General features: G+C 67.7%; 24 protein-coding genes and 1 riboswitch. Of the genes, 14 read left to right on the top strand and 10 right to left on the bottom strand.

The features are described 5' to 3' along the window. Complete coding sequence (gene aac(6') / locus FB548_RS04800; RefSeq protein WP_255470307.1) at positions 1-453, bottom strand: aminoglycoside 6'-N-acetyltransferase; 453 nt, start codon at positions 451-453, stop codon at positions 1-3. Further along, complete coding sequence (gene pdxH / locus FB548_RS04795; RefSeq protein WP_142123578.1) at positions 450-1052, bottom strand: pyridoxamine 5'-phosphate oxidase; 603 nt, start codon at positions 1050-1052, stop codon at positions 450-452. The genes aac(6') and pdxH overlap by 4 nt, the downstream gene beginning before the upstream one ends. A gap of 32 nt (positions 1053-1084) precedes the next feature. Between pdxH and FB548_RS04790 the strand changes: the two genes are divergently transcribed. Next, the gene (locus FB548_RS04790; RefSeq protein WP_255470306.1) at positions 1085-1927 is read left to right on the top strand and encodes a kinase; all 843 of its coding nucleotides are present in this window, start codon (positions 1085-1087) and stop codon (positions 1925-1927) included. A gap of 127 nt (positions 1928-2054) precedes the next feature. Here FB548_RS04790 and FB548_RS04785 read toward each other — a convergent pair whose 3' ends face one another. Continuing rightward, on the bottom strand, positions 2055-2258 hold the full coding sequence (locus tag FB548_RS04785) for a dodecin family protein (protein ID WP_142123577.1): 204 nt from the start codon (positions 2256-2258) through the stop codon (positions 2055-2057). Between the two features lie 105 nt (positions 2259-2363). On the opposite strand from FB548_RS04785, the gene FB548_RS04780 reads away from it, so the two are divergent. Genes FB548_RS04780 through FB548_RS04755 form a run of 6 tightly spaced genes read left to right on the top strand, consistent with a single transcriptional unit; the run spans position 2364 to position 6521 of the window. Further along, complete coding sequence (locus FB548_RS04780) at positions 2364-2906, top strand: shikimate kinase (protein ID WP_142123576.1); 543 nt, start codon at positions 2364-2366, stop codon at positions 2904-2906. Beyond that, on the top strand, positions 2903-4006 hold the full coding sequence (gene aroB / locus FB548_RS04775; RefSeq protein ID WP_142123575.1) for a 3-dehydroquinate synthase: 1104 nt from the start codon (positions 2903-2905) through the stop codon (positions 4004-4006). The genes FB548_RS04780 and aroB overlap by 4 nt, the downstream gene beginning before the upstream one ends. 9 nt (positions 4007-4015) lie before the next feature. Further along, complete coding sequence (locus tag FB548_RS04770; RefSeq protein ID WP_055936474.1) at positions 4016-4270, top strand: WGR domain-containing protein; 255 nt, start codon at positions 4016-4018, stop codon at positions 4268-4270. A gap of 24 nt (positions 4271-4294) precedes the next feature. Further along, complete coding sequence (gene hemE, locus FB548_RS04765; RefSeq protein WP_142123574.1) at positions 4295-5365, top strand: uroporphyrinogen decarboxylase; 1071 nt, start codon at positions 4295-4297, stop codon at positions 5363-5365. A gap of 29 nt (positions 5366-5394) precedes the next feature. Next, entirely contained in the window at positions 5395-6030 is a 636-nt protein-coding gene (locus tag FB548_RS04760) for a hypothetical protein (RefSeq protein ID WP_142123573.1), read from the top strand. Between the two features lie 5 nt (positions 6031-6035). Next, positions 6036-6521, top strand: a complete 486-nt coding sequence (locus tag FB548_RS04755) for a hypothetical protein (RefSeq protein WP_142123572.1) — start codon at positions 6036-6038, stop codon at positions 6519-6521. Positions 6522-6531: 10 nt separating this feature from the next. Here FB548_RS04755 and FB548_RS04750 read toward each other — a convergent pair whose 3' ends face one another. After that, positions 6532-7500, bottom strand: a complete 969-nt coding sequence (locus FB548_RS04750; RefSeq protein WP_142123571.1) for a hypothetical protein — start codon at positions 7498-7500, stop codon at positions 6532-6534. Next, entirely contained in the window at positions 7497-11063 is a 3567-nt protein-coding gene (locus FB548_RS04745; RefSeq protein WP_142123570.1) for a hybrid sensor histidine kinase/response regulator, read from the bottom strand. Before FB548_RS04745 ends, FB548_RS04750 begins: the two co-directional genes overlap by 4 nt. Positions 11064-11174: 111 nt before the next feature. Here FB548_RS04745 and FB548_RS04740 point away from each other — a divergent pair, with 111 nt between their 5' ends. Genes FB548_RS04740 through FB548_RS04730 form a run of 3 tightly spaced genes read left to right on the top strand, consistent with a single transcriptional unit; the run spans position 11175 to position 12995 of the window. Next, positions 11175-11837: a YceI family protein gene (locus FB548_RS04740; RefSeq protein WP_142123569.1), complete on the top strand. Its 663-nt coding sequence runs from the start codon at positions 11175-11177 to the stop codon at positions 11835-11837. Next, positions 11834-12448 (top strand): cytochrome b, encoded by a 615-nt coding sequence (locus FB548_RS04735; protein ID WP_142123568.1) that lies wholly within the window; start codon positions 11834-11836, stop codon positions 12446-12448. The genes FB548_RS04740 and FB548_RS04735 overlap by 4 nt, the downstream gene beginning before the upstream one ends. Then, on the top strand, positions 12435-12995 hold the full coding sequence (locus FB548_RS04730) for a YceI family protein (protein ID WP_142123567.1): 561 nt from the start codon (positions 12435-12437) through the stop codon (positions 12993-12995). Before FB548_RS04735 ends, FB548_RS04730 begins: the two co-directional genes overlap by 14 nt. A gap of 149 nt (positions 12996-13144) precedes the next feature. On the opposite strand, the gene FB548_RS04725 is transcribed toward FB548_RS04730, so the two are convergent. Beyond that, on the bottom strand, positions 13145-13480 hold the full coding sequence (locus FB548_RS04725) for a hypothetical protein (protein ID WP_142123566.1): 336 nt from the start codon (positions 13478-13480) through the stop codon (positions 13145-13147). Further along, positions 13468-13692 (bottom strand): glutaredoxin family protein, encoded by a 225-nt coding sequence (locus FB548_RS04720; RefSeq protein WP_142123565.1) that lies wholly within the window; start codon positions 13690-13692, stop codon positions 13468-13470. The genes FB548_RS04725 and FB548_RS04720 overlap by 13 nt, the downstream gene beginning before the upstream one ends. Before the next feature lie 72 nt (positions 13693-13764). Between FB548_RS04720 and FB548_RS04715 the strand changes: the two genes are divergently transcribed. From FB548_RS04715 to FB548_RS04700, 4 genes are all read left to right on the top strand, one after another. Then, the gene (locus FB548_RS04715; RefSeq protein WP_142123564.1) at positions 13765-15147 is read left to right on the top strand and encodes an L-serine ammonia-lyase; all 1383 of its coding nucleotides are present in this window, start codon (positions 13765-13767) and stop codon (positions 15145-15147) included. A 10-nt stretch (positions 15148-15157) separates the two neighbouring features. After that, the gene (locus tag FB548_RS04710; protein ID WP_142123563.1) at positions 15158-15499 is read left to right on the top strand and encodes a nucleotide pyrophosphohydrolase; all 342 of its coding nucleotides are present in this window, start codon (positions 15158-15160) and stop codon (positions 15497-15499) included. Positions 15500-15976: 477 nt separating this feature from the next. Further along, entirely contained in the window at positions 15977-19084 is a 3108-nt protein-coding gene (locus tag FB548_RS04705) for a ligand-binding sensor domain-containing diguanylate cyclase (protein ID WP_142123562.1), read from the top strand. Positions 19085-19139: 55 nt separating this feature from the next. Further along, positions 19140-20147 carry an alpha/beta hydrolase gene (locus FB548_RS04700; RefSeq protein WP_142123561.1) on the top strand — a complete coding sequence of 336 codons (1008 nt, stop codon included), beginning with the start codon at positions 19140-19142 and terminating at the stop codon, positions 20145-20147. A gap of 15 nt (positions 20148-20162) precedes the next feature. Here the strand turns inward: FB548_RS04700 and FB548_RS04695 are convergent, their stop codons facing one another. From FB548_RS04695 to FB548_RS04685, 3 genes are read right to left on the bottom strand one after another with little or no spacing between them, the layout of a single operon-like run. After that, the gene (locus tag FB548_RS04695) at positions 20163-21239 is read right to left on the bottom strand and encodes a homoserine dehydrogenase (RefSeq protein WP_142123560.1); all 1077 of its coding nucleotides are present in this window, start codon (positions 21237-21239) and stop codon (positions 20163-20165) included. After that, entirely contained in the window at positions 21236-22459 is a 1224-nt protein-coding gene (locus tag FB548_RS04690) for an O-succinylhomoserine (thiol)-lyase (RefSeq protein WP_142123559.1), read from the bottom strand. Before FB548_RS04690 ends, FB548_RS04695 begins: the two co-directional genes overlap by 4 nt. Further along, positions 22456-23502 (bottom strand): homoserine O-succinyltransferase, encoded by a 1047-nt coding sequence (locus tag FB548_RS04685; protein ID WP_142123558.1) that lies wholly within the window; start codon positions 23500-23502, stop codon positions 22456-22458. The genes FB548_RS04690 and FB548_RS04685 overlap by 4 nt, the downstream gene beginning before the upstream one ends. Positions 23503-23593: 91 nt before the next feature. Further along, positions 23594-23710, bottom strand: a riboswitch (SAM riboswitch). Between the last annotated feature and the right edge of the window lie 57 nt (positions 23711-23767).

Raw genomic sequence — 23767 nt, 5'->3', positions numbered from 1 at the left:
TCAGTCGACCAGCCGCTTGCGGAAATACACCACGCGCTCGGTCTCCTCGAAACCGCAGGCCGCGTGCGCGGCATGGCTGGCGGTATTGTCGAGCAGCGCATCGGACGCCAGTTCCGCACAGCCCCGTGCCCGCGTCCAGGCTTCGACTTCTGCAGCCAGCGCGCGTCCCACGCCATGGCCGCGCCATGCAGGATCGACATACCAGCCTTCCAGGAAGCCCACCGGCGAGCCGTCGGTGCCATTGACGTAGTCGTGCCGCAGACTGGCTTCGGCCAGGCCGATCGCGCAGCCGCGGGCATCGAACGCCAGCAGGGCGACGGCCGAGGCGGCATCCCAGGCAAGCGCTTCCTCACGCAGTTCCGCAAGGTCGGCATCGGGCCACAGCGCCAGGCGCAGGGCGGCCCATGCCGCGATGTCCTCCGGCGTGGCCGCGGCGATGCGGATAGCGCTCAAGGAAACAACATCCGCTTGCTCCACGCACCGGCGGCATCGCATTCATAACGCCAGCGCTCGTGCAGCCGGAACTGGGCGCCGTACCAGAACTCGATCGCTTCCGGCGCCACGCGGTAACCACTCCATCCGTCCGGGCGCGGCACATCGGTACCGGCGAAGCGTGCTTCCACCTCCGCCATGCGCGTCTCGAAGGCCTCGCGCGAATCCAGCGTCTCGGACTGGATCGACGCCCAGGCACCCAATTGGCTCTGGCGCGGGCGCGAGGCGAAGTAGCCATCGGCTTCCGCATCACTGACGGGCGTCACGGTGCCTTCCACGCGTACCTGGATGCCGGCGTCGCGCAGGCTGCGCCACAGGAACAGCAGGGCGGCCCACGGATTGTCGTGCAACTCGCGCCCCTTCTGGCTATGGGTATGGGTGTAGAAGACGAAGCCGAGTTCGTCGAACGCCTTCAGCAATACGGTGCGTGCGGAAGGACGACCGTCCGGCGTGGCGGTGGCCAGCGTCATCGCGTTGGGCTCGACTTCGGTGCCCGACGACTTGGCCTCGCCGAAGAGCGTGGCGAACGTGGCGAGGGCTTCGGCGTACAGATCGGTCATGGCGTCGTCAGGGCAGCGCCCGCGTGCCGGGCATGCGCTATTGTCGCGCGATGACGCAGGCAACGCACCCCGAGGGCTTTCCCGACGTTCTCGTCGGCGAGGCGCTGGCCGCCGCGCGTGCATTGCCGACCCGTACGCCGGTCTTCGCCATCACCGGCCTGCAGGGAAGTGGCAAATCGACGCTGGCCCATCAGATCGCCATGCAGGCGGAAGCCTCCGGCCTGCGCGTGGCCGTACTGTCGCTGGACGACCTCTATCTGACCCGCGCCCAGCGCATGCGCCTTGCCGCAGAGGTGCATCCCTTGCTCGCCACGCGCGGGCCGCCGGGGACGCACGACGTGGCGCTTGGCTGCCACGTGCTGGATGCGTTGCGTGCCGGTGAGAGCATCGCACTGCCGCGGTTCGACAAGCTGGCCGATGACCGCCTGCCAACGACTGGATGGCCACGCATATCGGAACGCGCGGATCTGGTGCTGTTCGAAGGCTGGTGCCTGAATGCCATGCCCGAGGACGACGTTGCCCTGTCCGCGCCGGTCAATGCGCTCGAACGCGACGAAGATCCCGACGGGGTGTGGCGCCGGCATTGCAATGATGCGCTGCGCCGGGACTATCCCGCGCTGTGGTCGCGCATCGACGCGCTGTGGTTCCTGCAGCCGCCGGGCTTCGAGATCGTGCGGACATGGCGATGGCAGCAGGAACAGGCGATGCTTGCCCGCGATTCCGCCCGCACCGGCATGGATCGCGCGCAGTTGGACCGCTTCATCCAGCACTACGAACGGACCAGCCGACACCTGCTGGCGACGCTGCCGGGAATGGCGGACAGGACGATTCAGCTGGATGAGGCGCGGCGGCCGCTCCTTGTAGGAGCGACGTAAGTCGCGAGCGTACGCCAACCACTCCGACGGCGCATGAAGCGCTGGCATTTGTTCCTGGTCCAGGCGATTTCCGTGCGCATCCTATCCGCGGTCGCGACTTACATCGCTCCTACAACGGCACTGCTCCTTACGCCACCACGAAGCTGATCCGCAGGTTGACGCGCCACTCGGTGACGTTGCCGCCGTCGTCGGTGACGACCTTGATCTCGTTGACCCAGGCGCCCTTGATGTTCTTCACGGTCTCGGACGTCTTCTTCAGGCCGACCTTTACTGCGTCTTCCATGCTGGTCTTCGACGACGCATTGACCTCGATGATCTTGGCGACGGACATGGTGCTTCCCTCTTCGGTTGCCCCGGCACGGCGCCGGACAGCCACCGTAGACCCGTGGGTGTTAAGGCCACGCCATGCGTTCGCAGTGCTAGCATCTGGCGCATCATGAATCCGGCCCCCAACCTGATCCTGGTCGGCCCCACCGGGGCCGGCAAGACCTCCATCGGCAAGCGCGTGGCCGAGCGCTTCGGGCTGGTCTTCGTCGATGCGGACCAGGCCATCGTGGACCGCACCGGCGCCAGCATCGCCACCCTGTTCGAGCATGTCGGCGAAGCGGGATTCCGCGAGCGCGAGAAGGCGGTCCTGCGCGAACTGCTGGCCGGCGGCGGCCGCCTGGTCTCGACCGGCGGCGGCGCCGTGCTGGATGCCGACAATCGGATACAGATGAAACAACGCGGCTACGTGGTCTATCTGCAGGTCAGCGTGGAAGCGCAGCTGAAGCGCCTCGGCCGCTGCACCAACCGTCCGCTGCTGCAGCGCCCGGATCGCGAGCAGGTGCTGCAGGACATGGCCACGCTGCGCGAACCGCTGTACCGCGACGTCGCCGACCTGGCCCTGGATACCGACGGCCTGACGCCGCCGGAAGCGACGGCCCGCCTGACCCAGTTGCTGGCGCACCGCTGGCAGCCCATCGAAGAGAACGCATGAACCACGCACGCACCGTCGATGTCGGCGGCGAGATTCCCTACACCATCGCCATCGGGCCGGGCCTGCTGGGCGACGGTGCCGCGCTGGCGCGGCATGTCCGCGGCCGCCACGTGCTGCTGGTCAGCGACTCGGTCGTCGCGCCGTTGTACGCCGGCACGGTACGCGAAGCGCTGCACACCGCACGTCCGGACCTGGCCATCGGCACGTTCATCCTGCCTGCGGGCGAGGAATCGAAGACGCTGGCCCACTTCGGCCATGCCATCGAGGCCCTGGCCACGCTGGGCGCCACCCGCGACGCCTGTGTGGTCGCACTGGGAGGCGGCGTGGTCGGCGACCTGGCCGGATTCGCGGCCGCGTGCTGGATGCGCGGCGTGGACTGCGTGCAGGTGCCCACCACGCTGCTGTCGATGGTGGACTCGTCGGTGGGCGGCAAGACCGCGGTCGACATCCCGCAGGGCAAGAATCTGGTCGGCGCCTTCCATCCGCCGCGTGCCGTGTTCGCCGACACCGATGCGCTGGCGACGCTCCCCCCGCGCGAACTGCGCGCCGGGCTGGCCGAAGTGATCAAGTACGGCGCCATCCGCGATGCGCGCTTCTTCCAGTGGCTGGAACAGGAACGCGAAGCGCTGCTGGCGATGGATGGCGAAGCGCTGGCGCTGGCCATCGCCGCCAGCTGCGAGCACAAGGCCGAGATCGTGGCCCGCGATCCGCTGGAAAAGGGCGAGCGCGCGCTGCTGAACTTCGGCCACACCTTCGGCCACGCCATCGAGACCGAGCAGGGTTACGGCGGCCTGGGGAACGACAACCTCAACCATGGCGAAGCCGTGGCGGTGGGCATGGTGCTGGCGGCGCGGCTGTCCGCCGACCTGGGCTTGGCGCCGGCAACCGACACCGTCCGCCTGGAAGCCCTGCTCTCGGCCTGTGGGCTTCCGGTCCGGATACCGGCCGGCCTGCCACCCGAGGCACTGCTGGCGCGCATGCGCTTGGACAAGAAGAACCTGGCCGGTCGCCTGCGGCTGGTGCTGTGGCGCGGCCTGGGCCAGGCCGAGGTGGTGCCCGACGTGGACGAAAGCCGCGTGCTGGCCGTGCTCTCCGGCTAAAATGCCGGCATGCGCGTCTTCCTCCAGCAACGCCCCGACGCGGGCGAAGCGCCCCGCTACGTCCAGCTGACCTTGCAGCCCGATCTGTTCGGGGGCTGGGAGCTGTTGCGCGAAACCGGCCAGATCGGCGGTCGTGCCGCGCTCAAGCGTGAGCAATACCTGCTGCAGGACGAGGCCAATGCGGCCTTCGAGAAAGCCCGCGACAGCCACCTCAAACGCGGCTTCCAGCTGATGTTCGCCCGCGGTGCCGACGCGCCCAAGTAACAACCCTTCCCCCCCGGACACCCGATGACTGCCTTGAAGAACGATCGCTTCCTGCGCGCCCTGCGCCGCGAATCCGTGGACCGCACGCCCGTGTGGCTGATGCGCCAGGCCGGCCGTTACCTGCCGGAGTACCGCGCCACCCGCAAGGAGGCCGGCAGCTTCCTCGGCATGGCGAAGAACCCCGATATCGCCTGCGAAGTCACCCTGCAGCCCCTGCGCCGCTTCGACCTGGACGCGGCCATCCTGTTTTCCGACATCCTGACCATTCCCGATGCGATGGGGCTGGGCCTGTACTTCGTCGAAGGGGAAGGCCCGAAGTTCGAGCGCACCGTGCGCAGCGCCGCCGACGCCGCGAAGCTGGGCGTGCCGGACATGGAAACCGAACTGCGCTACGTGATGGACGCGGTGCGGGTGATCCGCCGCGAACTGGACGGCCAGGTGCCGCTGATCGGCTTTTCCGGCAGCCCGTGGACGCTGGCCTGCTACATGGTGGAAGGCGGCGGCAGCAAGGACTTCGCGCGCATCAAGGCGATGGCGCTGAACGAGCCTGCCGCCCTGCACCGGTTGCTGTCGGTCAACACCGATGCCGTGATCGCGTACCTGTCCGCCCAACGTGCAGCCGGCGCGCAGGCGCTGCAGGTGTTCGACACCTGGGGCGGCGTACTGAGTCCGGCGATGTATCGCGAATTCTCCCTGCCCTACCTGCAGCGCATCGCGCAGGAACTGCAACGCGGTGACGGCGCCGAGCGTACCCCGCTGATCCTGTTCGGCAAGGGCACCGCCGCCTATCTCGAAGACCTGGCCGCCACTGGCGCCGAGGGTGTGGGCGTGGACTGGCTGGTCGAACTGGGCGAGGCCGCACGCCGCACCGGCGGTCAGGTCGCGCTGCAGGGCAACCTGGACCCGGCCACGCTGTACGGTTCGCCCGAGGCGATCCGCCGCGAGGTCCGCCGCGCCCTGGACAGCTATCGCGACGGCAATGGCGGTTCGCGCGAGGGCCATGTGTTCAATCTGGGCCACGGCATGTCGCCGGACATGAACCCCGACCATGTGGCCGTGCTGGTGGACGAAGTGCACGCCTACAGCGCACGCTGATCCACGCCGTTTTCCGCCGGAGTGACGCAATGGAATGCCGCCCCCTGCTTGCACCCGCCGCTGCCGGTCTGTTGCTGGTGGCGGGCACACACGCCCACGCAGCGGACAAGGTCGCGTCACCCTTCCTGCATGTCGCGGGGGGTGACTTTCCTGCATTGGTGATGGTGGTGCCGGGCGACCACGCGACGCATGCCTTGGGTGCCGCGCCCGGCTGCGAGCGCATCCGCGCGCGTCGCCTGGATGAACTCGCGCCCGGATGGCGGCAGCGCGTGGCCCGCGTGGAACTGGACTGCGATGACGCCGTGGCCGATGACCAGAGTGAGCCGCTCACGGCGGTGAATGCACGCGCGCTGCTGCATCCGGAACGCGTGTGGTTGGCGGGTCTGCCGGTCATGGAGGTACGCCTGATGGATTCCCAGCGCTGGGGCGACCATCAATACGTGCTGGCGACGCCTTACGTCGCTGCCGCGCCCGCGCTGCGACGGTTCGTCGAAGACGCCTGCCGCGAACAGGCCACAGCGCAGGAAACGGTCAACACGGCGTGCACCATGCTCGAAGCCGAAGACGGCCTTTACCTCCCGGCTGGCGATGCCGGCGGCATCTGGATCCATGCCGACCCGGAGGATGACACCCGTACGCTGTACGTCGAAGCCTGGGCAGACTGATCCCCATGCGCCGCTTCGCCTTGCTGCTCCTGTTCTGCATTCCGTGCCCGTTCGCCGATGCTGGCGAACCACCGGCCTTCGTCGGCAAGTATGGCCACGGCGCGACCGCGCTCCCCGATGACGTGGTGTGGATCGTGCAGCAGGCAGACGACCACTGGCGCGTCGTGCAGGTGGCCGATGGCGCTGCGTCCGACGCGTATCGATTGCAACGGCGTGGCCGCGACGCATTCTGGGCCCGCATGGATTGGCCCGAGGGCACCGACGCCGAAGCGGACTGCCTCAGCTGGGGCGAAAAACCCGGATCGCTCGAAGACCTGCTGTCGGATGTTCCGCCCGCGCCTTCCGCCCCTGGCGAAGACTATGGTCATGCCCTGCTCTGCCACGTGCCGCAGCCGTCACGCGCGCGGATCGCGTGGCTGGCGGACCATGCCAGCGACTGGTTCTACTACGATCCTGTTTTCGGGGTGATCGAAGTGCGCGCATTGCGCTGAGGGCGCAGGATCATCCCACGCCCGTGCGGCGTCCGCGCAACCGTGGCGTGGTACCGTCCGAGCGCTCCGGCGGCAAACGGTATTCGAAGCGGATTTCGCGCATGCCGTCCGGCACGGCGATCTCCATCATCTCGGGCGACACGCACCGGCCGCGCAGCACGTCGCGGATCGATTGGGCCTCGCTTCGCAGCCGCACCACGTCCTGCTCCCGTGCGATCACCGACGGGCGGAGATAAACGGTGTCATCGGCGATCCACATTTCGTCTTCGCGTCCGTCGTTCGTGCTGGCCATCACCGCTTCCGGTTGCACACCGTCCGCCGGCAGCGGACTGACCTGCAGGATCTGCCGGCAGCGCCCGGTGTTCAGCACGCGCACTTGCGTGGCGAAGCCGGCAAGGAAGGCCTCCGCCTGCCCCTGCACATCCTCGTCGGAAGCATTGTCGGCCTCCACGCTGTAGCGGATCTTGATGAAGTACATGTCGCGCACGGTCATCGCGAGCGCGGACCGGTACCGCTTCTCGCGCATCGGGATCTCCATCGCGAACGAACGAGCCTTGACGGCCAAGTCGCCCAGCATGCCCTCGCCTGCCACCGGCTGCGTGGGGAGCGTCCGCGCGCCGCCCAGGCGTACGTCGCCGGCGCCGCGTTCACGCGCGATCTGTACGATTTCGTCGACGCTCTGGTTGAACACGCGCTCGAATGCGGGATCGAACGTCACGCCGGCCGGGTACAGGTACAGGTCCATCCAGCGGTCCGGCTTGCGGGTGTCCTGATAGCGCACCGACACGCCCAGTTCCTGCTGTTCGTAGCGTTTTTCCCCAAGCGCCTCCCAATCCCCCACGCGCAGTGGATACAGCGCACGACTGTCCGTGATGTAGTCGCCCAGCAACGGGGGCTGCGGTGTCTCGGCCGCCGCAGCACCGGCCAGTGCCAGTGCAAGTACCAGCAGCACGCCGATCACGGATTTCAGGGTCTTCAAGACGCTTCTCCCTTCTCCGGACCGTCGCTGCGTTCGAGGAGCAATGCGATCGCCGTGGCCAGCATGTCGCCCGTCACGGGCTTGCGGATGAAGTCGTCGAAACCGGCCTGCCGCGCGAGCGGCTCTGCCTCCGCATCGGTGCGCGCGGTCAGCGCGACCAACGGCATGGTCACACCCCGCAACCGCAACTGCTGCGCCAGTGCCATGCCATCCAGCCCGGGCAAGTCCAGGTCGAGGAACGCCAGGTCGAAGACGGTACCTGCGACCTCGGTCAACGCCGCCAGTCCGTGGGGAGCGTGCAGCACGCGATGGCCGCGTGCGCGCAGCAATCCGGCCACGACGTCCGCCACTGTCGTGTCGTCCTCGACCAGCAGGATGTCCAGCGGCCTCACCTGCGCCTGCGCCCCCACGGGCGGCGCAGGCGCCTGCACGGGTTCGCCCGCGCTTGCATTCAATGCGGGCAGATCGACGAAGAAGCGCGTGCCCTTGCCGGGTGCGCTCTCCAGCTCGATGCGCCCTCCCATCGCCACCGCCAGTTCCTGGCAGATCGCCAGGCCCAGCCCGCTGCCGCCGTAGCGCGATGTGGTCTGCGCACCCTCTGCCTGCTCGAAGCGACGGAAAAGCCGCATCTGCTGCTCGGCGTTGATGCCCGGCCCGGTATCGCCCACTGTCAGGCGCACGCCCTGCGGCGCCAGCGGCAGCGCGTGCAGCGATACATGGCCCGCCTCGGTGAACTTGATGGCGTTCCCCAGCAGGTTCAACAGGATCTGCCGCAATCGCAGCGGATCCCCGCGCACCACGCGCGGGACACCCGCTGCGATGCCGTGATGGAAGGCGAGTCCGCGCTTGCCCGCCACCGGGCCCATCAGCGCACCGACGTCGCCGATCAGTGCATGCAGGTCGAATTCGATCTGTTGCAGCTCCAGCTTGCCTGCCTCGATCTTGGCCAGGTCCAGTGCATCGTTGACCAGCCGCAGGAGATGCGTGCCCGCACGCTGGATCGCATTCGTGTAGCCCTGCTGGCGCTCATCCAGTGGTGTGGCCTGCAACAGCTCGGTCATGCCCAGTACGCCGGTCATGGGCGTGCGGATCTCGTGACCCAGCGTGGCCAGGAAACGCGTCTTCGCCAGCGAGGCCTGCTCGGCCACTTCGCGCTTGTGCTCGGCCAGCTGCCACGCGCTCCGGCGGCGCACCCGCCTGCGATATGCCGCGCCGGCCGCCAGCAGCAACAGCAGGCCGATGATGGCGAACAGCACCAGCCCCCAGGTACTGCGCCACCACGGTGGCAGCACATGCACCGGCAGCACGAGTTCCTCCGATGCATTGCCCGCGGCGTCGAACGCCTGCACCCGCAGGCGGTAACGGCCCGGCGTCAGCGTCGAGAACACGCGCTCCCCGCTGGAGCCCTGGTCCGTCCAGCCGCTGTCGAATCCCTCCAGCAGGGAGCGATATCGGTTACCCAGCGGATTCTCGTAGCTCAGCAGGCGGGTGCCTACCAGCAGTTCGTGGTCCTCCGGGCGCAGTTCCAGCGATGCCATCGGTGGCAAATGCAATACCGTGTCGCCTCGACTCACCTGCAGGCTGTCCAGCACCAGGTTGGGCGTTATCGGCCGCGGGTCGGGCAGATGCGTGTCGAGCAATGCCACCGAGCCATCCGCGGCGGTCGTGGCGAGCAGACCGTCGGTGGTCATCAATATGCCGCGGTCGTTCAACTCCTGGCTCAACAGACCTTCGCGCACACCGAAGTTGCGCAGCAATGCGCGTGAACCACGCAGGTTGGGGTCGATACGGAACAGGCCACGACGCGTCCCCAACCACACGCGACGCTGCGGATCCACGGCGAGGCCCGTGGACTCGACGGCCGGCAGCCCTTCCGCCGCGCCGATCCGCCGTTCGCGCACCCAGCCATCCGCATCGCGACGCCATGCCTCCACCCCCGACATGCGATGCAGCCAGAGACGGTCACCGTGCTCGAACGCGAAGGCGTACACGCGCTCGCTGCCCAGCGCAGGCACGGCGACGAAACGGGCAGCGGCGGCATCCCAGTGGAGCATGCCTTCCGCACCTCCCAGCCACACACGGCCACTCGGAGCGACCGCGATACCCTCGATGTCGGGAAGACTGCCACTGCCACCATCTTCCTTGCGTATCGTCCTCAGTACCCGCCCGCTGGCGGCGTCGCGCTGCTGCACGCTGCCCATCTGCGTGACCAGCCACACCGTGTCGTCCTTTGCCTCGACCAGCCAGTCGATGGACGTCTTGTCAGGTACGGCGTCGATACCTTCGTGCGCCCACTGCATCATCACGCCGGTATGCGGATCGGTACGGATCAGGCCATTGCGGTGGCCGATCCACACCTGCCCACGCCGGTCCTCCAACACCGAGGTAAGTCGCAGTTCGGCCAGCAGAGCTGCATGGTGCGGCATCGGCGTGACATGACCACGACGCGTATCCAGACGTTCCAGCTTGCCCGTGCTGCTGGCGATCCAGAGGCCGTCGGCGCCCGCCTGCGACAAGCCGCGATAAAGCCCGCCGCCGAGCCCCTGCGCCGGAGAGAACGCGGCGATGCGCCTCCAGTCCGAACGGAGGTAGGCCAGGCCGCGTGTCGGTACCGGCACCCACAGGCCGCCGTCCGGCAACGCGATCACCGCCTGCAGCACGCGACCGATGCCCACGCTCTGCGCGTCATAGTTCACCGGTGCCGGCGCGCGGTCGCCCTCGGTCCGCCACAGGCCGCCCTGGCTGGCCAGCCAGTATTCGCCCTGACCATCACTGGCCATCGCAATCAGCGCATTGGGGCGCGCGAACATCGGCGACCAAGGCGGCGACACCCAGCGGCCCTCCGGCAACCAGCGATGCACGCCATCGGACGCGCCCACCCATACCGAGCCCGCGTCGGCGCTCACCGAATAGATGATCAGCGCGTCGCCGCCGGGCAGTGCCAGCCGCTGCACACGCTGGCCGTCATAACGTGCCAGGCCACCCATGGTGCCGATCCACAACACGCCCTTGGCGTCGAAGGCCAGCGACAGCACGCTGTCCGATGGCAGGCCGTCGGCACCTCCCGCTTCCGCGGTGAACCGGGTGATGCCACCGTCGGCCGACAGCCTGTGCAGTCCTCCGCCGAATGTGCCGAACCAGATGTCGCTGCCACGGCTGGTGATCGCGAACACATCGTCGCTGCCCATCTGCCGATGGGTGGCCCGTCGATAGTGCCGGAAACCCTTGCGGTCGTTCCCCATCACGCTCAGGCCGCCGTTCTCCGTCGCCACCCAGACCCGGTCGGCGCCATCTATATGCAGCGCCTGCACTACGTTGCCGGGCAGCGACGCCGGGTCGGCAGGATCGTGGCGCCACACCTTGAACCCGACGCCGTCGTAGCGGGCCAGGCCATCCCACGTAGCCACCCACAGATAACCGGCACCATCACGCGCGAGCGCAGGAATGGTCGTGGAAGGCAGGCCGTCACCCGCCCCGAGCAGGCGGAAGCGCGGAATCTCGGGCACGGTCGCCGGCGCGGATGCGCACAACAGAGACAGCAGCAACAGCCACCACGCACGCATCACCATTCCTGCCCGCCCTCGTTCCCTGATTGCTCCTCGGGCATCGTCGCAACGGACCGTTGCACGCGCAAGCGGGTTATCTTCATGGGCCGGCCCCTAGAATCCGTTCCCATGCCCGGATCGTCCTACCGCTGCCTGCTGTTGCGCGCCCTCTGCCTGGCCGCCTTGTTGCCCGCGACCGCGTCCGCCCGGGACGCACTGGCCGAATACCGGTTGGACCCGGTGCACACGCGAGTGATGTTCGCCATCAGCCACGCGGGTTTCTCCAATGCCATCGGGACCGTCTCGGGCAGCACCGGCACGCTCGCTTTCGATCCCGATGACTGGACCCGCGCGCGCGTCGACGTACGCGTGCCGCTGGCGCGCGTGGACCTGGGCGACGCGGACTGGAACAAGGCCACGCTGGCGAAATCACTGCTGGATGCCGAAGGCCATCCCGAAGCGCACTTCGTGTCGACGCGCGTGGAACCCATCGATGCGACACATGCGCGGGCGCACGGGGAGCTGACCTTGCGCGGCATCACGCGCGACATCGTCCTCGATGTCGTGCTGAACGCCGCCAAGCGTCATCCGATGCCACCGTTCCGCCGTACGGTGGGATTTTCGGCCACCACGACGATCAGCCGCGCCGATTTCGGCATCACGGCCTGGAAGTCGGTGATCGGCGACCAGGTGGACCTTCGCATCGAAGCCGAAGCCATGCATGACGGCAAGGCTGACGACCGCAACCCCGCTACCCTGCCTCCCCCGCCACCGCCGGAGCCGACGCCATGACCCTCAAGAACACCGACGAGCGCTGGGGCGCGATCAGCCAACTGCTCCACTGGCTCATCGTGCTGCTGATCCTGGTGATGGCCTACCTCGGCCTGACCATGGGCGACCTGCCCAACGGGCCGCGCAAGATCGACATCTACGCACTGCACAAGTCCGTCGGACTGACCATCCTCGCCCTGGTCGCACTGCGCGTGCTGTGGCGGCTCTACGCGGGCGCGCCCGCACCGGTGGCGGGCACGCCCACATGGCAGCAGCGCATCGCCTCCATCACCCACGTCCTGCTGTATGCGTTGCTGTTCGCGATTCCCCTGTCGGGCTGGGTGCTGAACTCGTCCGCCGGCTATCCGCTGCAGTGGTTCAAGCTGTTCAACCTGCCGGCCATCACCGGCCGCGATGATGGCGTGCACGAGGCCGCTGAAGGCGCACACGAACTGCTGTTCTGGGTGCTCGTGGTACTGGTGCTCGCACATGCCGCCGCCGCGCTCTACCACCACCTGTTCCAGGGCGATGCCACGCTGACGCGCATGCTGCCGGGACGCCGCAAGGCCGTTGCTTCCGCTTCCGCTTCCCCCTCCCCCACACCGCAGGATTCTCCCGATGAAACCGTCTGACCGCGCGCGCCTGGCGCTCGCTTCCCTGTTGCTGGCCACTGCGCCGGCCATGGCCGCCGATTACGTGCAGGCTCCCGGCTCCACGCTGGTCTTCGCCAGCAACTACCAGGGCGAAACCTTCACCGGCAAGTTCGGCGGCTTCACCACCACGATGAGTTTCGATCCTGCGCAGCTCGCGGCCAGCAAGCTCGATGTCGCCATCCAGCTTGCCGGCACGCAGACCGGCAACAAGGACCGCGACGACACGCTGGTGTCATCCGACTTCTTCAATGTGGGCAAGTTCGCGCAGGCGCGCTACACGGCGACCAGGTTCCGTTCACTGGGCGGCAACCAGTACGCCGCCGACGGCACGCTGTCGCTGCGTGGCGTCAGCAAACCGGTCACGCTGACCTTCAGCTGGACGCCCGGCGCACAGCCGGTGCTGACCGGCAGGGCCAGCGTGAAGCGCCTGGACTTCGGCATCGGCGGCGGCGAATGGGCAGATACCTCGACCATCCCGAACGACGTGGCCATCAGCACGAAGGTGGTGTTGAAACCCAAGCCCTGAGGCCCGGCATCGTCAGCCGGCCGGTACCGGAGGAATCCCGAAACACCCGCGCCTGCCCGCTTCGTCCGTGAGGCAGGCGCGTTGCGCACCCTCCCCGGCCGCGTCAGCGCCGGGACGGATGACGAGACCGAATACGTCGCCTGCCCGCGTCAGCAGGACGGCTTCCCAGATGGTGTCGTTGCCACCCAGTTGCAGAAACGCGCGCTCGTCATCGTTGGCCGCCTGCAAGGAAGCGCCGGCAGCATGCGGCGCAGATTGCGCAGGTCGAGGTCCGCGGGCGCGCTGGTCACTGCCTTCAGCAGCACGATGCGGTCGATGGCATCCACCGGCAGCACTTGCGAGAGCGTCCGGCCTTGCCACGCAACAGCCTCGGCACGGCCCGGGCCCGTCTTTGCCAGGTCTACATCCGTCGCCGCGGCGCTGCCGGACGCGATGCCCAGCAAGGCAAGCCAACGCGACCAGATGCGCATGTTCACGGCAGCCATGCCTTGACGCGGTCCGCATTGAACGGCCAATCCAGCTCCGCGCCGGTCGCGTCATCGCGCAACACCGGCACTCGTGCGCCGTAACGCGCTTCCAGCACATCGTCATGATCGATGAACACGCTTTCGAATGCCGGCGCCCGTGAAGCGGCCAACACGTCCAGCGCCAGATCGCAAAGGTGGCAATCGTCACGCTGGTAAAGGATCAGGGGCATCGGCGTCCTCGTTCCGGCAATCTGTTGCGACGCGGGAAGGGTTGTCCGCGCCGGCGGCATAGAATACGCGGCATGGCAGTCAGCACGTTCGACCTCTTCAAGATCGGCATCGGTCCCAGCTCCTCCCACACGGTCGGCCCCATGCGGGCCGCCGCGCGGTTTGTCGCCCGCTGGCTGGAAGACCCCGGCCGCCTGCACGACGTGGCACGGATACGTGCGGAAGTGTACGGCTCACTGGCCCTGACCGGCCGTGGCCACGGCACCGACAAGGCCGTGCTGATGGGGCTGGAAGGCCACTATCCGAACGAGATCGACCCGGACATCATCCCGCCGGCCCTGGAGCGCATCCGCAAGGAAAAGCGCTTGCTGCTGGGCGGCACCCACGCGGTCGCCTTCGACGAGAAACGCGACCTGCTGATGAATAAGCGGCAGAAGCTGCCCTACCACACCAACGGCATGCGCTTTACCGCCTATGACACGCAGGACGAGGTGATCGCCACGCGCGACTACTACTCCGTAGGTGGCGGGTTCGTCGTCAATCAGGATGACGCCGCAGTGGACCGCATCGTCGCTGACGAGACCCCGCTGCCGTACCCGTTCAAGAGCGGCGACGAGCTGCTGGCGCAGTGCCAGCGCAGCGGATTGAGCATCGCCGCAATGATGTTCGAGAACGAGAAGGCGTGGCGCAGCGAAGACGAGATCCGCGACGGCCTGCGCGCGATCTGGAACGCCATGCAGTCGTGCATGGCGCGCGGTATCCGCGAGGAAGGTACCCTGCCCGGCGGCCTGCACGTCTCGCGGCGCGCACCCGCGCTGCACCGCGAACTGTCCAGCAAGCCCGAAGCCGCCATGCGCGATCCACTGACCGTGCTGGACTGGGTCAACCTGTACGCGCTGGCGGTGAACGAGGAGAACGCCGCCGGTGGCCGCGTGGTCACCGCGCCCACGAACGGCGCGGCCGGCATCATTCCGGCGGTGCTGCACTACTTCGACCGCTTCTGCCCGGGGAACAGCGAGCAACGCGTGTTCGATTTCATGCTCACTGCCGCGGCCATCGGCATCCTCTATAAGGAAAACGCCAGCATCAGCGGCGCCGAGGTCGGCTGCCAGGGTGAGGTGGGCGTGGCGTGCTCGATGGCGGCCGGCGGGCTGGTTGCGGCGCTGGGCGGCACGCCGAGCCAGATCGAGAATGCGGCCGAGATCGGCATGGAACACAACCTGGGCCTCACCTGCGACCCGATCGGCGGACTGGTGCAGATCCCGTGCATCGAGCGCAACGCGATGGGCGCGGTGAAGGCCATCAACGCCAGCCGCATGGCCATGCGCGGCGACGGCAAGCATAAGGTCAGCCTGGACAAGGTCATCAAGACCATGCGCGACACCGGCCGCGACATGCAGGACAAGTACAAGGAAACCAGCCGCGGTGGGTTGGCGGTTAACGTGATCGAGTGTTAGGCGGCATAACGTGAATCTTCACGACCTTGAAAAACTGGCATTGCGTCTGAACGAGCTTTACGAGCAGCTCGAGATCAAACGTTATGGCCGCGTCTGGACCACTGAGGAACTCGCACTCGGGTTCGTCGGAGATGTAGGGGATCTGGCCAAGCTGATCCAGGCAAATGCCGGCATCAGGCATATCGATGACTGCAAAGCCAAGCTTGGCCATGAACTGTCTGACTGCCTGTGGTCAATCATTGTTCTGGCGCACAAGTGCGGCATCGACTTGCAGGCCGAGTTCGTCAGGAACACCACCGGACTAATCGAGCATGTCTCCAGCGAGTTGGGCGCAAATGCAGATGCCACCTGACAATGTGAACCAGCCTGATCCGCTTTGTCGGCAGGCTTGATTCTGGTTTGGACCTCGATGATCGCCAAACCCGAGTAATGGATTGACATCGTCTCTCATGGCAACGGCTACCTGATCCCCAGCCTGCGTGCGCGGGATAGGCGACGCCCATCCAACTGCAGCGCCGACACACTGCGCGGATAGGGCCCTGGGCCATGGAAGCCATCTGGTACGGTTCCTGGACTGACTCCAGACGCCAAAGCTGCGCAGCCTGGGTACGCGAAGCGCACCCGGGTTCCGGCCTGCCGATATCTCCCGAGTCCTGACATCCGCCTTGCCCGGGCGATGCTGGCCATCGCACATCTTCACCTGCGTTCTTTTCATGGGCGGACGATGGCCTACCGGTTCAGCCTGCCGCCCTTTAGACGCGCGGAACCGCGCCGATAGGATGGAGGTAAATAGACTTACCGGAGACGTGTCCTGTCCAGTCCCACGGACATGGCCCGCCGCGTCCGTCCTTCCTGGCGGTGCCGGCTGGCCGCCTGGTGCCTGCCCCTGCTCGGCGGGATGGCGGCGTTTTGTCCGCCGGCACAGGCGCTCGACCCGTCCAAGTCGTTCCACCACTACGTGCGCAATCACTGGGCGCTGGAACAGGGCCTGCCCCAGCTGAGCGTCCTGGCCATCGCCCAGGACCGGCCGGGCTACCTCTGGTTCGGCACCCAGGCCGGGCTCAGCCGCTTCGATGGGGTGCGTTTCACCAACTTCGACCTGGACAACACGCCCGGCCTGCCCAGCACATGGATCGAGGCGTTGCACACCGATGACGAAGGACGCCTGTGGATCGGCACGCCACAGGGGTTGGCGGTACGCGAAGGCAACCAGGTTACGTCGCTGTCCCTGGCCGATGGCGAAGCTCCGGGCGTGCTGGACGTGAACGCGCTGGCGCGCGATGTCCGCGGCAGGCTGCTGGTGGCGTCGAACCGGGGCGTGATGGTGGTCGTTGGTCACCGCCTGCAGACCCTCCACCGGATCGAGGACGGCGGTGCGCTGGCCCTCCATGTCGATGCTGACGGGACGCTATGGGCCGGTAGCCGCGGGCGGGTGCATGTCTTCGACGATGCAGGCGAACGCACGCTGACGCTCCCCGGCAACGTCTCGGCGGACGCGGTCACCTCGCTGGCGCGCCACGACGGGCGGCTCTGGGCCGGATGCGGTACTGGCCTGTTCGTGTTCGATGGCCGTCACTGGCAGCGGCACGGCGAAGTCGCGCCGGTGAGCGGGGGCGTGCAGGCGCTGCACGAAGACCGCGACGGCATCCTGTGGGCGAGTACGCGCGACACGCTCTATCGCTTTCGCCAGGGCCGACGCCTGGAACGGATCCGCGCCGAAGGTCCGCTGGCGGAGATCCGCGCGCTGTACGAAGACCGTGAATCGAACCTGTGGCTGGGCAGCAACAACGAAGGCGTCAGCCGCGCCTGGAATGGCTGGACACGCCGATACAGCCGCTCTGAAGGGCTCGTCCAGCCACTGCTGTGGTCGGCCGCACGCGCACCTGATGGCCGGACATGGGTCGGCAGCGACGATGGCGTGAGCGTGCTGGAAGAGGGCCGCTTCCGCACGCTGATACCGGGACGCGCACTGCCGCATCCCGCCGCCTACAGTCTGTTGCCCGAGAACGGGCAGACGTGGATCGGCACGCGCAACGGGGCCGCGCTCTATCGCGACGGACGCGTGCAGCGCCCGCGCATGCTGGCGGCGATGGATACCGCGCAGGTGAATGGCATCGTGCGGGACCGGAGCGGACGGTTGTGGTTTGCCACCAGCACCGGGCTGTACCGCTGGGATGGCGGAGACCGCCTGCGTCGCTACGCCGAACAGGCCGGCCTGCGCGACATCCGCGTCCGCGTATTGCTGGAAACCCGTGATGGCCGCCTGCTGGTCGGCACGCAGAGTGGCCTGTACGAATTCGTCGACGAACATCTCGTCGCGATTCCGTTCGGCGGCACCGGCCTGGATGCGCCGCACGTCGTCGCGCTGCACGAACTCGCCGGCGGCCAATGGCTGGCGGGCACGCTGTCGGAGGAAATGCTGCTGCTGTTCGACGGCCAGCGCTGGACGCGCCTGGACAAGCAGCGTGGCATCCCGGCGAATGCCCCGTTCTTCTTTGGCGAAGATGCCAGCGGATTCCTCTGGGTCGGTGGCCTGCGCGGGATCTACCGGGTCGCCGTCGCCGACCTGCTGGCCGCCACCGAAGATCCCGGCGTGCGCCTCAACGCCAGGACGCTGCTCAACGAGCGCGGCGACCGCCACGGCGGCCAGAAGGGCGACTGCTGCAATGGCGCCGGCAACAGCCGCGGGTTCCTGGTCGACAACGCACTGTGGCTGCCCACGCGCGACGGCGTGGTGGTGATGGCGACGGACCAGGACCTGGCCAACGCCTACGTGCCCGAATCGGTGGTCGAACGCGTGCAGGTCCAGGGCAAGTGGCGCCCGGCGGATCCCGCCGCCGACTGGTCGCTGCCCAGCGCGGCGCGCGATCTGCGCTTCGAGTTCACCACCCTGAGCTTCCAGGCCTCGGACCACATCGACATCCGTTATCGCCTGAGAGGTTATGACGAAGACTGGCGACTGCTGGAAGATACGCACCAGCGCAGCGCCACCTACACCAACCTGCCTGCAGGCCGATACGTGTTCGAGGTCATCGGCACCAACAACAGCGGCGTCTCCGGTCGTGCTGCGGCCACGCAGTCGTTCTCCATCGCCCCGTACTTCTACGAAAGCGCGTGGTTCTATCTGCTGGCCATCATCGGCCTGGCGATCCTGGTGGTACTGTCCAACCGCTGGGTGCTGCGACGCCACCACAACAAGCGCGTCGCGCTTGAGCGGCTGGTGCAGCAGCGCACACGCGACCTTCAGCAGGCCAACCGGCAACTGGAAGCCATCAGCCTCACCGATCCGCTGACCGGCCTGCACAACCGCCGCTACCTGACCAGGCAACTGCCCGCCGACATCGCCTACTACCAGCGCATGCCCGGATTCGCCGCCGGTGTCGACGTGCTCGCTTTCGCACTGCTGGACATCGACCACTTCAAGTCGATCAACGACGGCCATGGCCACCAGGCCGGTGACCACGTGCTGCAGACCGTCGCGCATCGGCTGCGCACGCTGTCACGCGACGGCGACTACGTGATCCGTTGGGGCGGCGAGGAATTCCTGATGGTATTCAGGCCGATGCCTCGCCACGAGCTGCACGCGCTGGGTCGTCGCATCTGCACCGCCATCGCCGCACAACCGATGGAAGTGGCCGACACGCGACTGCAGGTGACGGCCTCGTTGGGTCTGATTGGCTATCCGCCGTTCGCGGCCGTGCCCGACCTGCTGGGCTGGGAACAGCTTGTATCGCTGGCGGATCGCGCGCTGTACGAGGTCAAGGGGAACGGCCGCAACGGCTGGGCACTCTACGAAGCCACGGCGCTACCGTTGCCACCGCTCGATCCCGACCTGCTGCGCCGCGATCCCGGCGAACTGGTCCGTTGCGGCAACCTGGCATTGCGCGGTCCGCATCATCCGATCACGACGCCTCCTGCGCCTGCGCCCGACGATTGACGTCGTCCGGAGGGCATCCGCGATACGCTGTCACGCCACGTTGCGGAACCCTTGCATGAAGACTGCTCGCTGGAAGCTGGCCACGCTGGCGATGGCCCTCGCCTCGCTCTCGTCCGCGCATGCCGGAACACTGCCCCACCACGGCGCACGGCTTGAGGGGTTCGACTACCCGCATCCGGTGCGGACCTTCGCACTCGTGTCGCAGGCACAGTCGCTTGAGATGGCCTATCTCGATGTCGCGCCCGCCACGCCGAATGGCCACACCGTCGTGTTGATGCACGGCAAGAACTTCTGCGCCGCCACGTGGGAGTCGGCGATCACCGCACTGGCGCAAGCGGGCTATCGCGTCGTCGCGCCGGACCAGATCGGTTTCTGCAAGTCGGACAAGCCGCAACGCTACCAGTACTCGTTCGACCAGTTGGCTGCCAACACGCATGCGCTGCTGGAGCATCTCGGCATCGACCGTGCGGTGATCGTGGGCCATTCGATGGGCGGCATGCTGGCCACCCGCTATGCGCTGCAGTATCCGCAGGCCACGCAGCAGCTGGTGCTGATCAATCCGATCGGGCTGGAAGACTGGAAGGCCAATGGCGTGCCATGGCGGAGCATCGACGCCTGGTACGCGCGCGAGCTGAAGACCTCGTTCGACAGCATCCGCGACTACCAGCGCACCGTGTATTACGGCGACAAGTGGAAGCCTGAGTATGAGCGCTGGGTACAGATGCTCGGCGGCATGTACGCGGGCGAAGGCAAGGCGGCAGTGGCCTGGAGCCAGGCGCTGACCTCTGACATGGTGTTCAACCAGCCTGTCGTCCACGAATTTCCGCGGATCGCCGTACCCACAACTCTCTTCATCGGTCAGAAGGACCGCACCGCCATCGGCAAGGATCTGGCCTCGCCCGAACTGGCGAAACGGCTGGGTGACTATCCAGCGCTAGGCAAGCGGGCAGCCGCTGCGATCCCCGGCGCGAAGCTGGTCGAGTTCGACGACCTGGGGCACTCACCCCAGGTGGAAGCCCCAGCGCGCTTCAACGCCGCGTTACTGGCCGCTTTGAAACCCTGACGCGCCCCGAAGCGACTACGCCGCCTGCGAGATCGCCAGCACGTCATCCAGCAACGCCGCCGCGGTGACGTCCGCGCCAGCGCCCGGACCCTGCACCACCAGCGGTTGCTCGGCGTAGCGGTCGCTATAGATCGCCACGCGGTTGTCGGTGCCGCCACCGCCGCACAGCGGATGATCGACCGGCAGGGCCTGCAGGCCGACGCTGGCACGCTCGGCATCGAAGCGACCCAGGAAGCGCAAGCGCGCGCCATTCCGGTAGGCGTCCTTGAAACGCGTCGCCAGCGACGCATCCAGCTGGACCAGTGCGGCGTCCAGGTCGGCCAGCGGCAACGCCGCGAGCTCTGCCGGCACCAGCGAATCCACCCGCACGTCTTCGGCGTGCAGCGGGAACCCCGCCGCACGCGCCAGGATCAGTAGCTTGCGGCGCACGTCCTCGCCGGACAGGTCCAGGCGCGGATCGGGCTCGGTGAAGCCGGCCTGTCGCGCCTGGCGGACGAAGCCGGAGAATGCGCGCATGCCGTCGTACTGGTTGAACAGCCACGCCAGCGAACCGGACAACACGCCTTCGACGCGATGGATGCGGTCGCCACCGGCCACCAGTGCGCGCAGGCTGCGCAGCAGCGGCAGTCCCGCGCCGACGGTGGCGGCATCGCCGTACTGCGCGCCGGAATCCGCTCGTGCACGTGCGATGGCCTGCGCGCGCGGCAGCGAGCTGCCGCTTCCCAGCTTGTTGGCCGTCACCACGTGCACTCCGCGCGACAGCCATTCCGCATGCCAGTCGGCGACCGTTTCGCTGGCGGTGGCATCCACCACGATATCGCCGGCACGCAACGCTTCACCTTCGGCCCAGGGAGGCAGCTCGTTCGTGCGGGCGACGGCCTGGTTGGCGTCGTCCAGCGCCTGACGTGCAGACACGTCGCAGGGCTGCAGGGCACGCGAATTGGCCAGCCACGCCAATGTCGGCACCGGCAATGCATGCGCCTGCAGGCGCTGGTAGCGCGCGACGAACGCACTGCCCACCACGCCCGTGCCCAGCAGCGCCAGTTTCGGTGCGGCACGCGGCGCGGTCGCCAGCCGGACGACGGTGCTCATGCGTCGGCGAGCTTGCGTTTGGACTCGGCGACCACGGCTTCGGCCCGCGCCAGGGCGGCACCGATGTCGGCCAGCAGGTCGTCGGTGGATTCGATGCCCACCGACAGGCGCAGCAGGCCGTCGGAGATGCCCGCCTTGGCGCGCGCTTCCGGCGTCATCGCCGCGTGCGTCATCGTCGCCGGATGCGCGACCAGGCTTTCCACACCGCCCAGCGATTCGGCCAGGGTGAAGTAGCGCAGGCCTTCGACGAACGCGCGCACGGCTTCTTCGCCGCCCTCGAGCTCGACGCTCAGCATGGCGCCGAAACCCTTCTGCTGCCGCGCGGCGACCGCATGCCCCGGATGCGTCGCCAAGCCCGGGAAGTACACCTTCGACACCACCGAATGCCCATCCAGCAGGGCGGCGATGGCATCGGCATTCTCCTGGTGCACGCGCAGGCGGGCATCCAGCGTGCGCAGGCCGCGCAGGGTCAGGAAGCTGTCGAACGGCGAGCCGGTCAGGCCCAGCGCATTCGCCCACCACACCAGTTGCTGGTGGGTGTCCGCATCGCGCGCCACCACCGCGCCACCGACCACGTCGCTGTGACCGTTGATGTACTTGGTGGTGGAATGCAGCACGACGTCGGCGCCGAACGCGATCGGCGTCTGCAGCGCCGGCGACAGGAAGGTGTTGTCCACCACCGTGCGCGCGCCGGCCTTGTGCGCGGCGTCGATGACGAAGCGCAGATCGGTGATGCGCAACAGCGGGTTGGACGGCGTCTCGATCAGCACCAGCTTTGGCGACTGCGCCAACGCATCGGCCAGCGAGCGCGGATCGGTCAGGTCCGCGGTGATCAGCTCGAAGTGGCCCTTCTTCGCCAGCGCGTTGAACAGGCGCCAGCTGCCACCGTAGGCATCATGCGGCACCACCAGGCGATCGCCCGGCTCCAGCAGCGCATTCAGCACCAGCGTGATCGCACCCATGCCGGTCGCGGTGATCACGGCGCCCGCGCCACCCTCGAGTTCAGCAAGCGCTTCGGCCAGCAGGTCGCGGGTTGGATTGCCGCTGCGGGTGTAGTCGTACTCGCGCTTCTGGGCGAAGCCGGCAAAGCTGAAGTTGGACGACAGCACGATGGGCGGCGTGACGGCGCCGTAGGCGGTATCTCGGTCGATGCCGGCGCGCACGGCGGCGGTGGCGGGACGACAGGTGGCGTCGGCGTCGGTGGGGATGAAGCTGCTCATGCGAGGTCTCCGGCGGCGCGCAGGGCCGAGGTGAGGATGGAATCGATGCGATCGGTTTCTTTCAGGAAGGCGTCGTGGCCATAAGGCGAGCGCAGCACGCGCAGCTGGCCCAGCGTGCCGAGCCCTTCCACCAGCGCCACGGAATCGGACAGCGGCACCAGGCGGTCGCCTTCCACCGCGACCACCAGTGTGGGCACGCGCACGTCGGCGGGATCGACGCGGTGCAGGTCGATGGATTCGGACAGGCGCACGTAAGCGGTCACCGGCGTGCGCGCGACGTATTGCGCGCCGGCGGCATCCAGATAGTCCTCGGCGGCCACGCGCACGCGGCCGTTGACGATCTCGGGCGCGCTGTCGAAGCGCTCGCCGAATTCCTCCGGCGTGCGGTAGCTGAGCATGGCGAACTGGCGTGCCAGCGACAGGCCCTGCGCGTCGGCGCATTGCAGCTGCCCCAGCGTGACGGCCCGCCGCTGCAGGGCGCGCCAGGCGGCCGCATACGGATGCGCGCGATGGGCACCACTGACGGCGACCAGCTTATTCAAGCGTTCGGGATGGCGGGTGGCGAACTGCAGGCCGACCAGTGCGCCGTATGAGTAACCGACCAAGGCTTCCAGGCGCGCGATGCCGAGCGCCGCCAGCAGCTTGGCGATGGCGTCGGCCTGGTCAGCGGTATCGATGGGGGCGTCGAGGCGGCCATCGGCACCGACGAAATCGAAAGCAAGCAACTGACGCTGCGCCGGATCCAGCGCTCGGCCGGCGCCGACCAGGTCGTTCAACCAGCCGCTTTCGGGGAACACGTGGCTGGCGGTCAGGTGCCGGTGCGCGGAAATACCGCCGGCGACGAACACCACCGGTGCGCCCACCGTTCCCTGCAGTTCGTAGCGCAGCGTCACCGCGCGCGTGCCGGCGTGGCGCATGGCCAGTTCCACCACCACTTCGCCGCGAACGGCGCGAGGCACGTCATCCTGCGTGGACGACAGCGGGAGGCCATCGATCGACGAAGGTTCGGCAAGACGATGAAGTGAAGGACTGACGAAACTCATGGCGGCATCCGGTGGGCGTGATCCCTTGCGGGACGGGACTGCACCACCGAGCTTCGCGGAGCTCGCGTTCGCCGTGCTGAGGACACGGTACGAACCATCTTCCGGCAGACGCTGAGGTCCCCGCAGGATTTGGCACCTACACGGCGCTTGCGCGTCGCTGGCTGCCCCGGCTTCTTCGGGCCTGTCCCTCTGCCGGTCTCGATGGTGGCGCCACTCTGCCGCCGGTTTCCGTCGATGTCAATCGCTTTATTCGGATGAAGCGATG

Origin of the sequence: Pseudoxanthomonas sp. 3HH-4 (assembly GCF_006716465.1) — a bacterium.
In the GTDB taxonomy this organism is placed as follows: domain Bacteria; phylum Pseudomonadota; class Gammaproteobacteria; order Xanthomonadales; family Xanthomonadaceae; genus Pseudoxanthomonas_A.
Note: the sequence above shows the minus strand (reverse complement) of the source record. Positions and strands in the feature narration are given on the sequence as shown.

What these genes read in the sequence shown, in the direction of transcription:
- aroB (WP_142123575.1), top strand. Translation starts at nt 2,903, where the DNA reads ATGAACCACGCACGCACCGTCGATGTCGGCGGCGAGATTCCCTACACC.
- FB548_RS04690 (WP_142123559.1), bottom strand. Translation starts at nt 22,459, where the DNA reads ATGAGCAGCTTCATCCCCACCGACGCCGACGCCACCTGTCGTCCCGCC.
- FB548_RS04785 (WP_142123577.1), bottom strand. Translation starts at nt 2,258, where the DNA reads ATGTCCGTCGCCAAGATCATCGAGGTCAATGCGTCGTCGAAGACCAGC.
- FB548_RS04705 (WP_142123562.1), top strand. Translation starts at nt 15,977, where the DNA reads ATGGCCCGCCGCGTCCGTCCTTCCTGGCGGTGCCGGCTGGCCGCCTGG.
- FB548_RS04735 (WP_142123568.1), top strand. Translation starts at nt 11,834, where the DNA reads ATGACCCTCAAGAACACCGACGAGCGCTGGGGCGCGATCAGCCAACTG.
- FB548_RS04700 (WP_142123561.1), top strand. Translation starts at nt 19,140, where the DNA reads ATGAAGACTGCTCGCTGGAAGCTGGCCACGCTGGCGATGGCCCTCGCC.
- FB548_RS04770 (WP_055936474.1), top strand. Translation starts at nt 4,016, where the DNA reads ATGCGCGTCTTCCTCCAGCAACGCCCCGACGCGGGCGAAGCGCCCCGC.
- FB548_RS04755 (WP_142123572.1), top strand. Translation starts at nt 6,036, where the DNA reads ATGCGCCGCTTCGCCTTGCTGCTCCTGTTCTGCATTCCGTGCCCGTTC.
- FB548_RS04720 (WP_142123565.1), bottom strand. Translation starts at nt 13,692, where the DNA reads ATGCCCCTGATCCTTTACCAGCGTGACGATTGCCACCTTTGCGATCTG.
- FB548_RS04695 (WP_142123560.1), bottom strand. Translation starts at nt 21,239, where the DNA reads ATGAGCACCGTCGTCCGGCTGGCGACCGCGCCGCGTGCCGCACCGAAA.
- FB548_RS04715 (WP_142123564.1), top strand. Translation starts at nt 13,765, where the DNA reads ATGGCAGTCAGCACGTTCGACCTCTTCAAGATCGGCATCGGTCCCAGC.
- FB548_RS04780 (WP_142123576.1), top strand. Translation starts at nt 2,364, where the DNA reads ATGAATCCGGCCCCCAACCTGATCCTGGTCGGCCCCACCGGGGCCGGC.
- FB548_RS04745 (WP_142123570.1), bottom strand. Translation starts at nt 11,063, where the DNA reads ATGCGTGCGTGGTGGCTGTTGCTGCTGTCTCTGTTGTGCGCATCCGCG.
- hemE (WP_142123574.1), top strand. Translation starts at nt 4,295, where the DNA reads ATGACTGCCTTGAAGAACGATCGCTTCCTGCGCGCCCTGCGCCGCGAA.
- FB548_RS04740 (WP_142123569.1), top strand. Translation starts at nt 11,175, where the DNA reads ATGCCCGGATCGTCCTACCGCTGCCTGCTGTTGCGCGCCCTCTGCCTG.
- FB548_RS04760 (WP_142123573.1), top strand. Translation starts at nt 5,395, where the DNA reads ATGGAATGCCGCCCCCTGCTTGCACCCGCCGCTGCCGGTCTGTTGCTG.
- FB548_RS04725 (WP_142123566.1), bottom strand. Translation starts at nt 13,480, where the DNA reads ATGGCTGCCGTGAACATGCGCATCTGGTCGCGTTGGCTTGCCTTGCTG.
- FB548_RS04685 (WP_142123558.1), bottom strand. Translation starts at nt 23,502, where the DNA reads ATGAGTTTCGTCAGTCCTTCACTTCATCGTCTTGCCGAACCTTCGTCG.
- pdxH (WP_142123578.1), bottom strand. Translation starts at nt 1,052, where the DNA reads ATGACCGATCTGTACGCCGAAGCCCTCGCCACGTTCGCCACGCTCTTC.
- FB548_RS04790 (WP_255470306.1), top strand. Translation starts at nt 1,085, where the DNA reads ATGCGCTATTGTCGCGCGATGACGCAGGCAACGCACCCCGAGGGCTTT.
- FB548_RS04730 (WP_142123567.1), top strand. Translation starts at nt 12,435, where the DNA reads ATGAAACCGTCTGACCGCGCGCGCCTGGCGCTCGCTTCCCTGTTGCTG.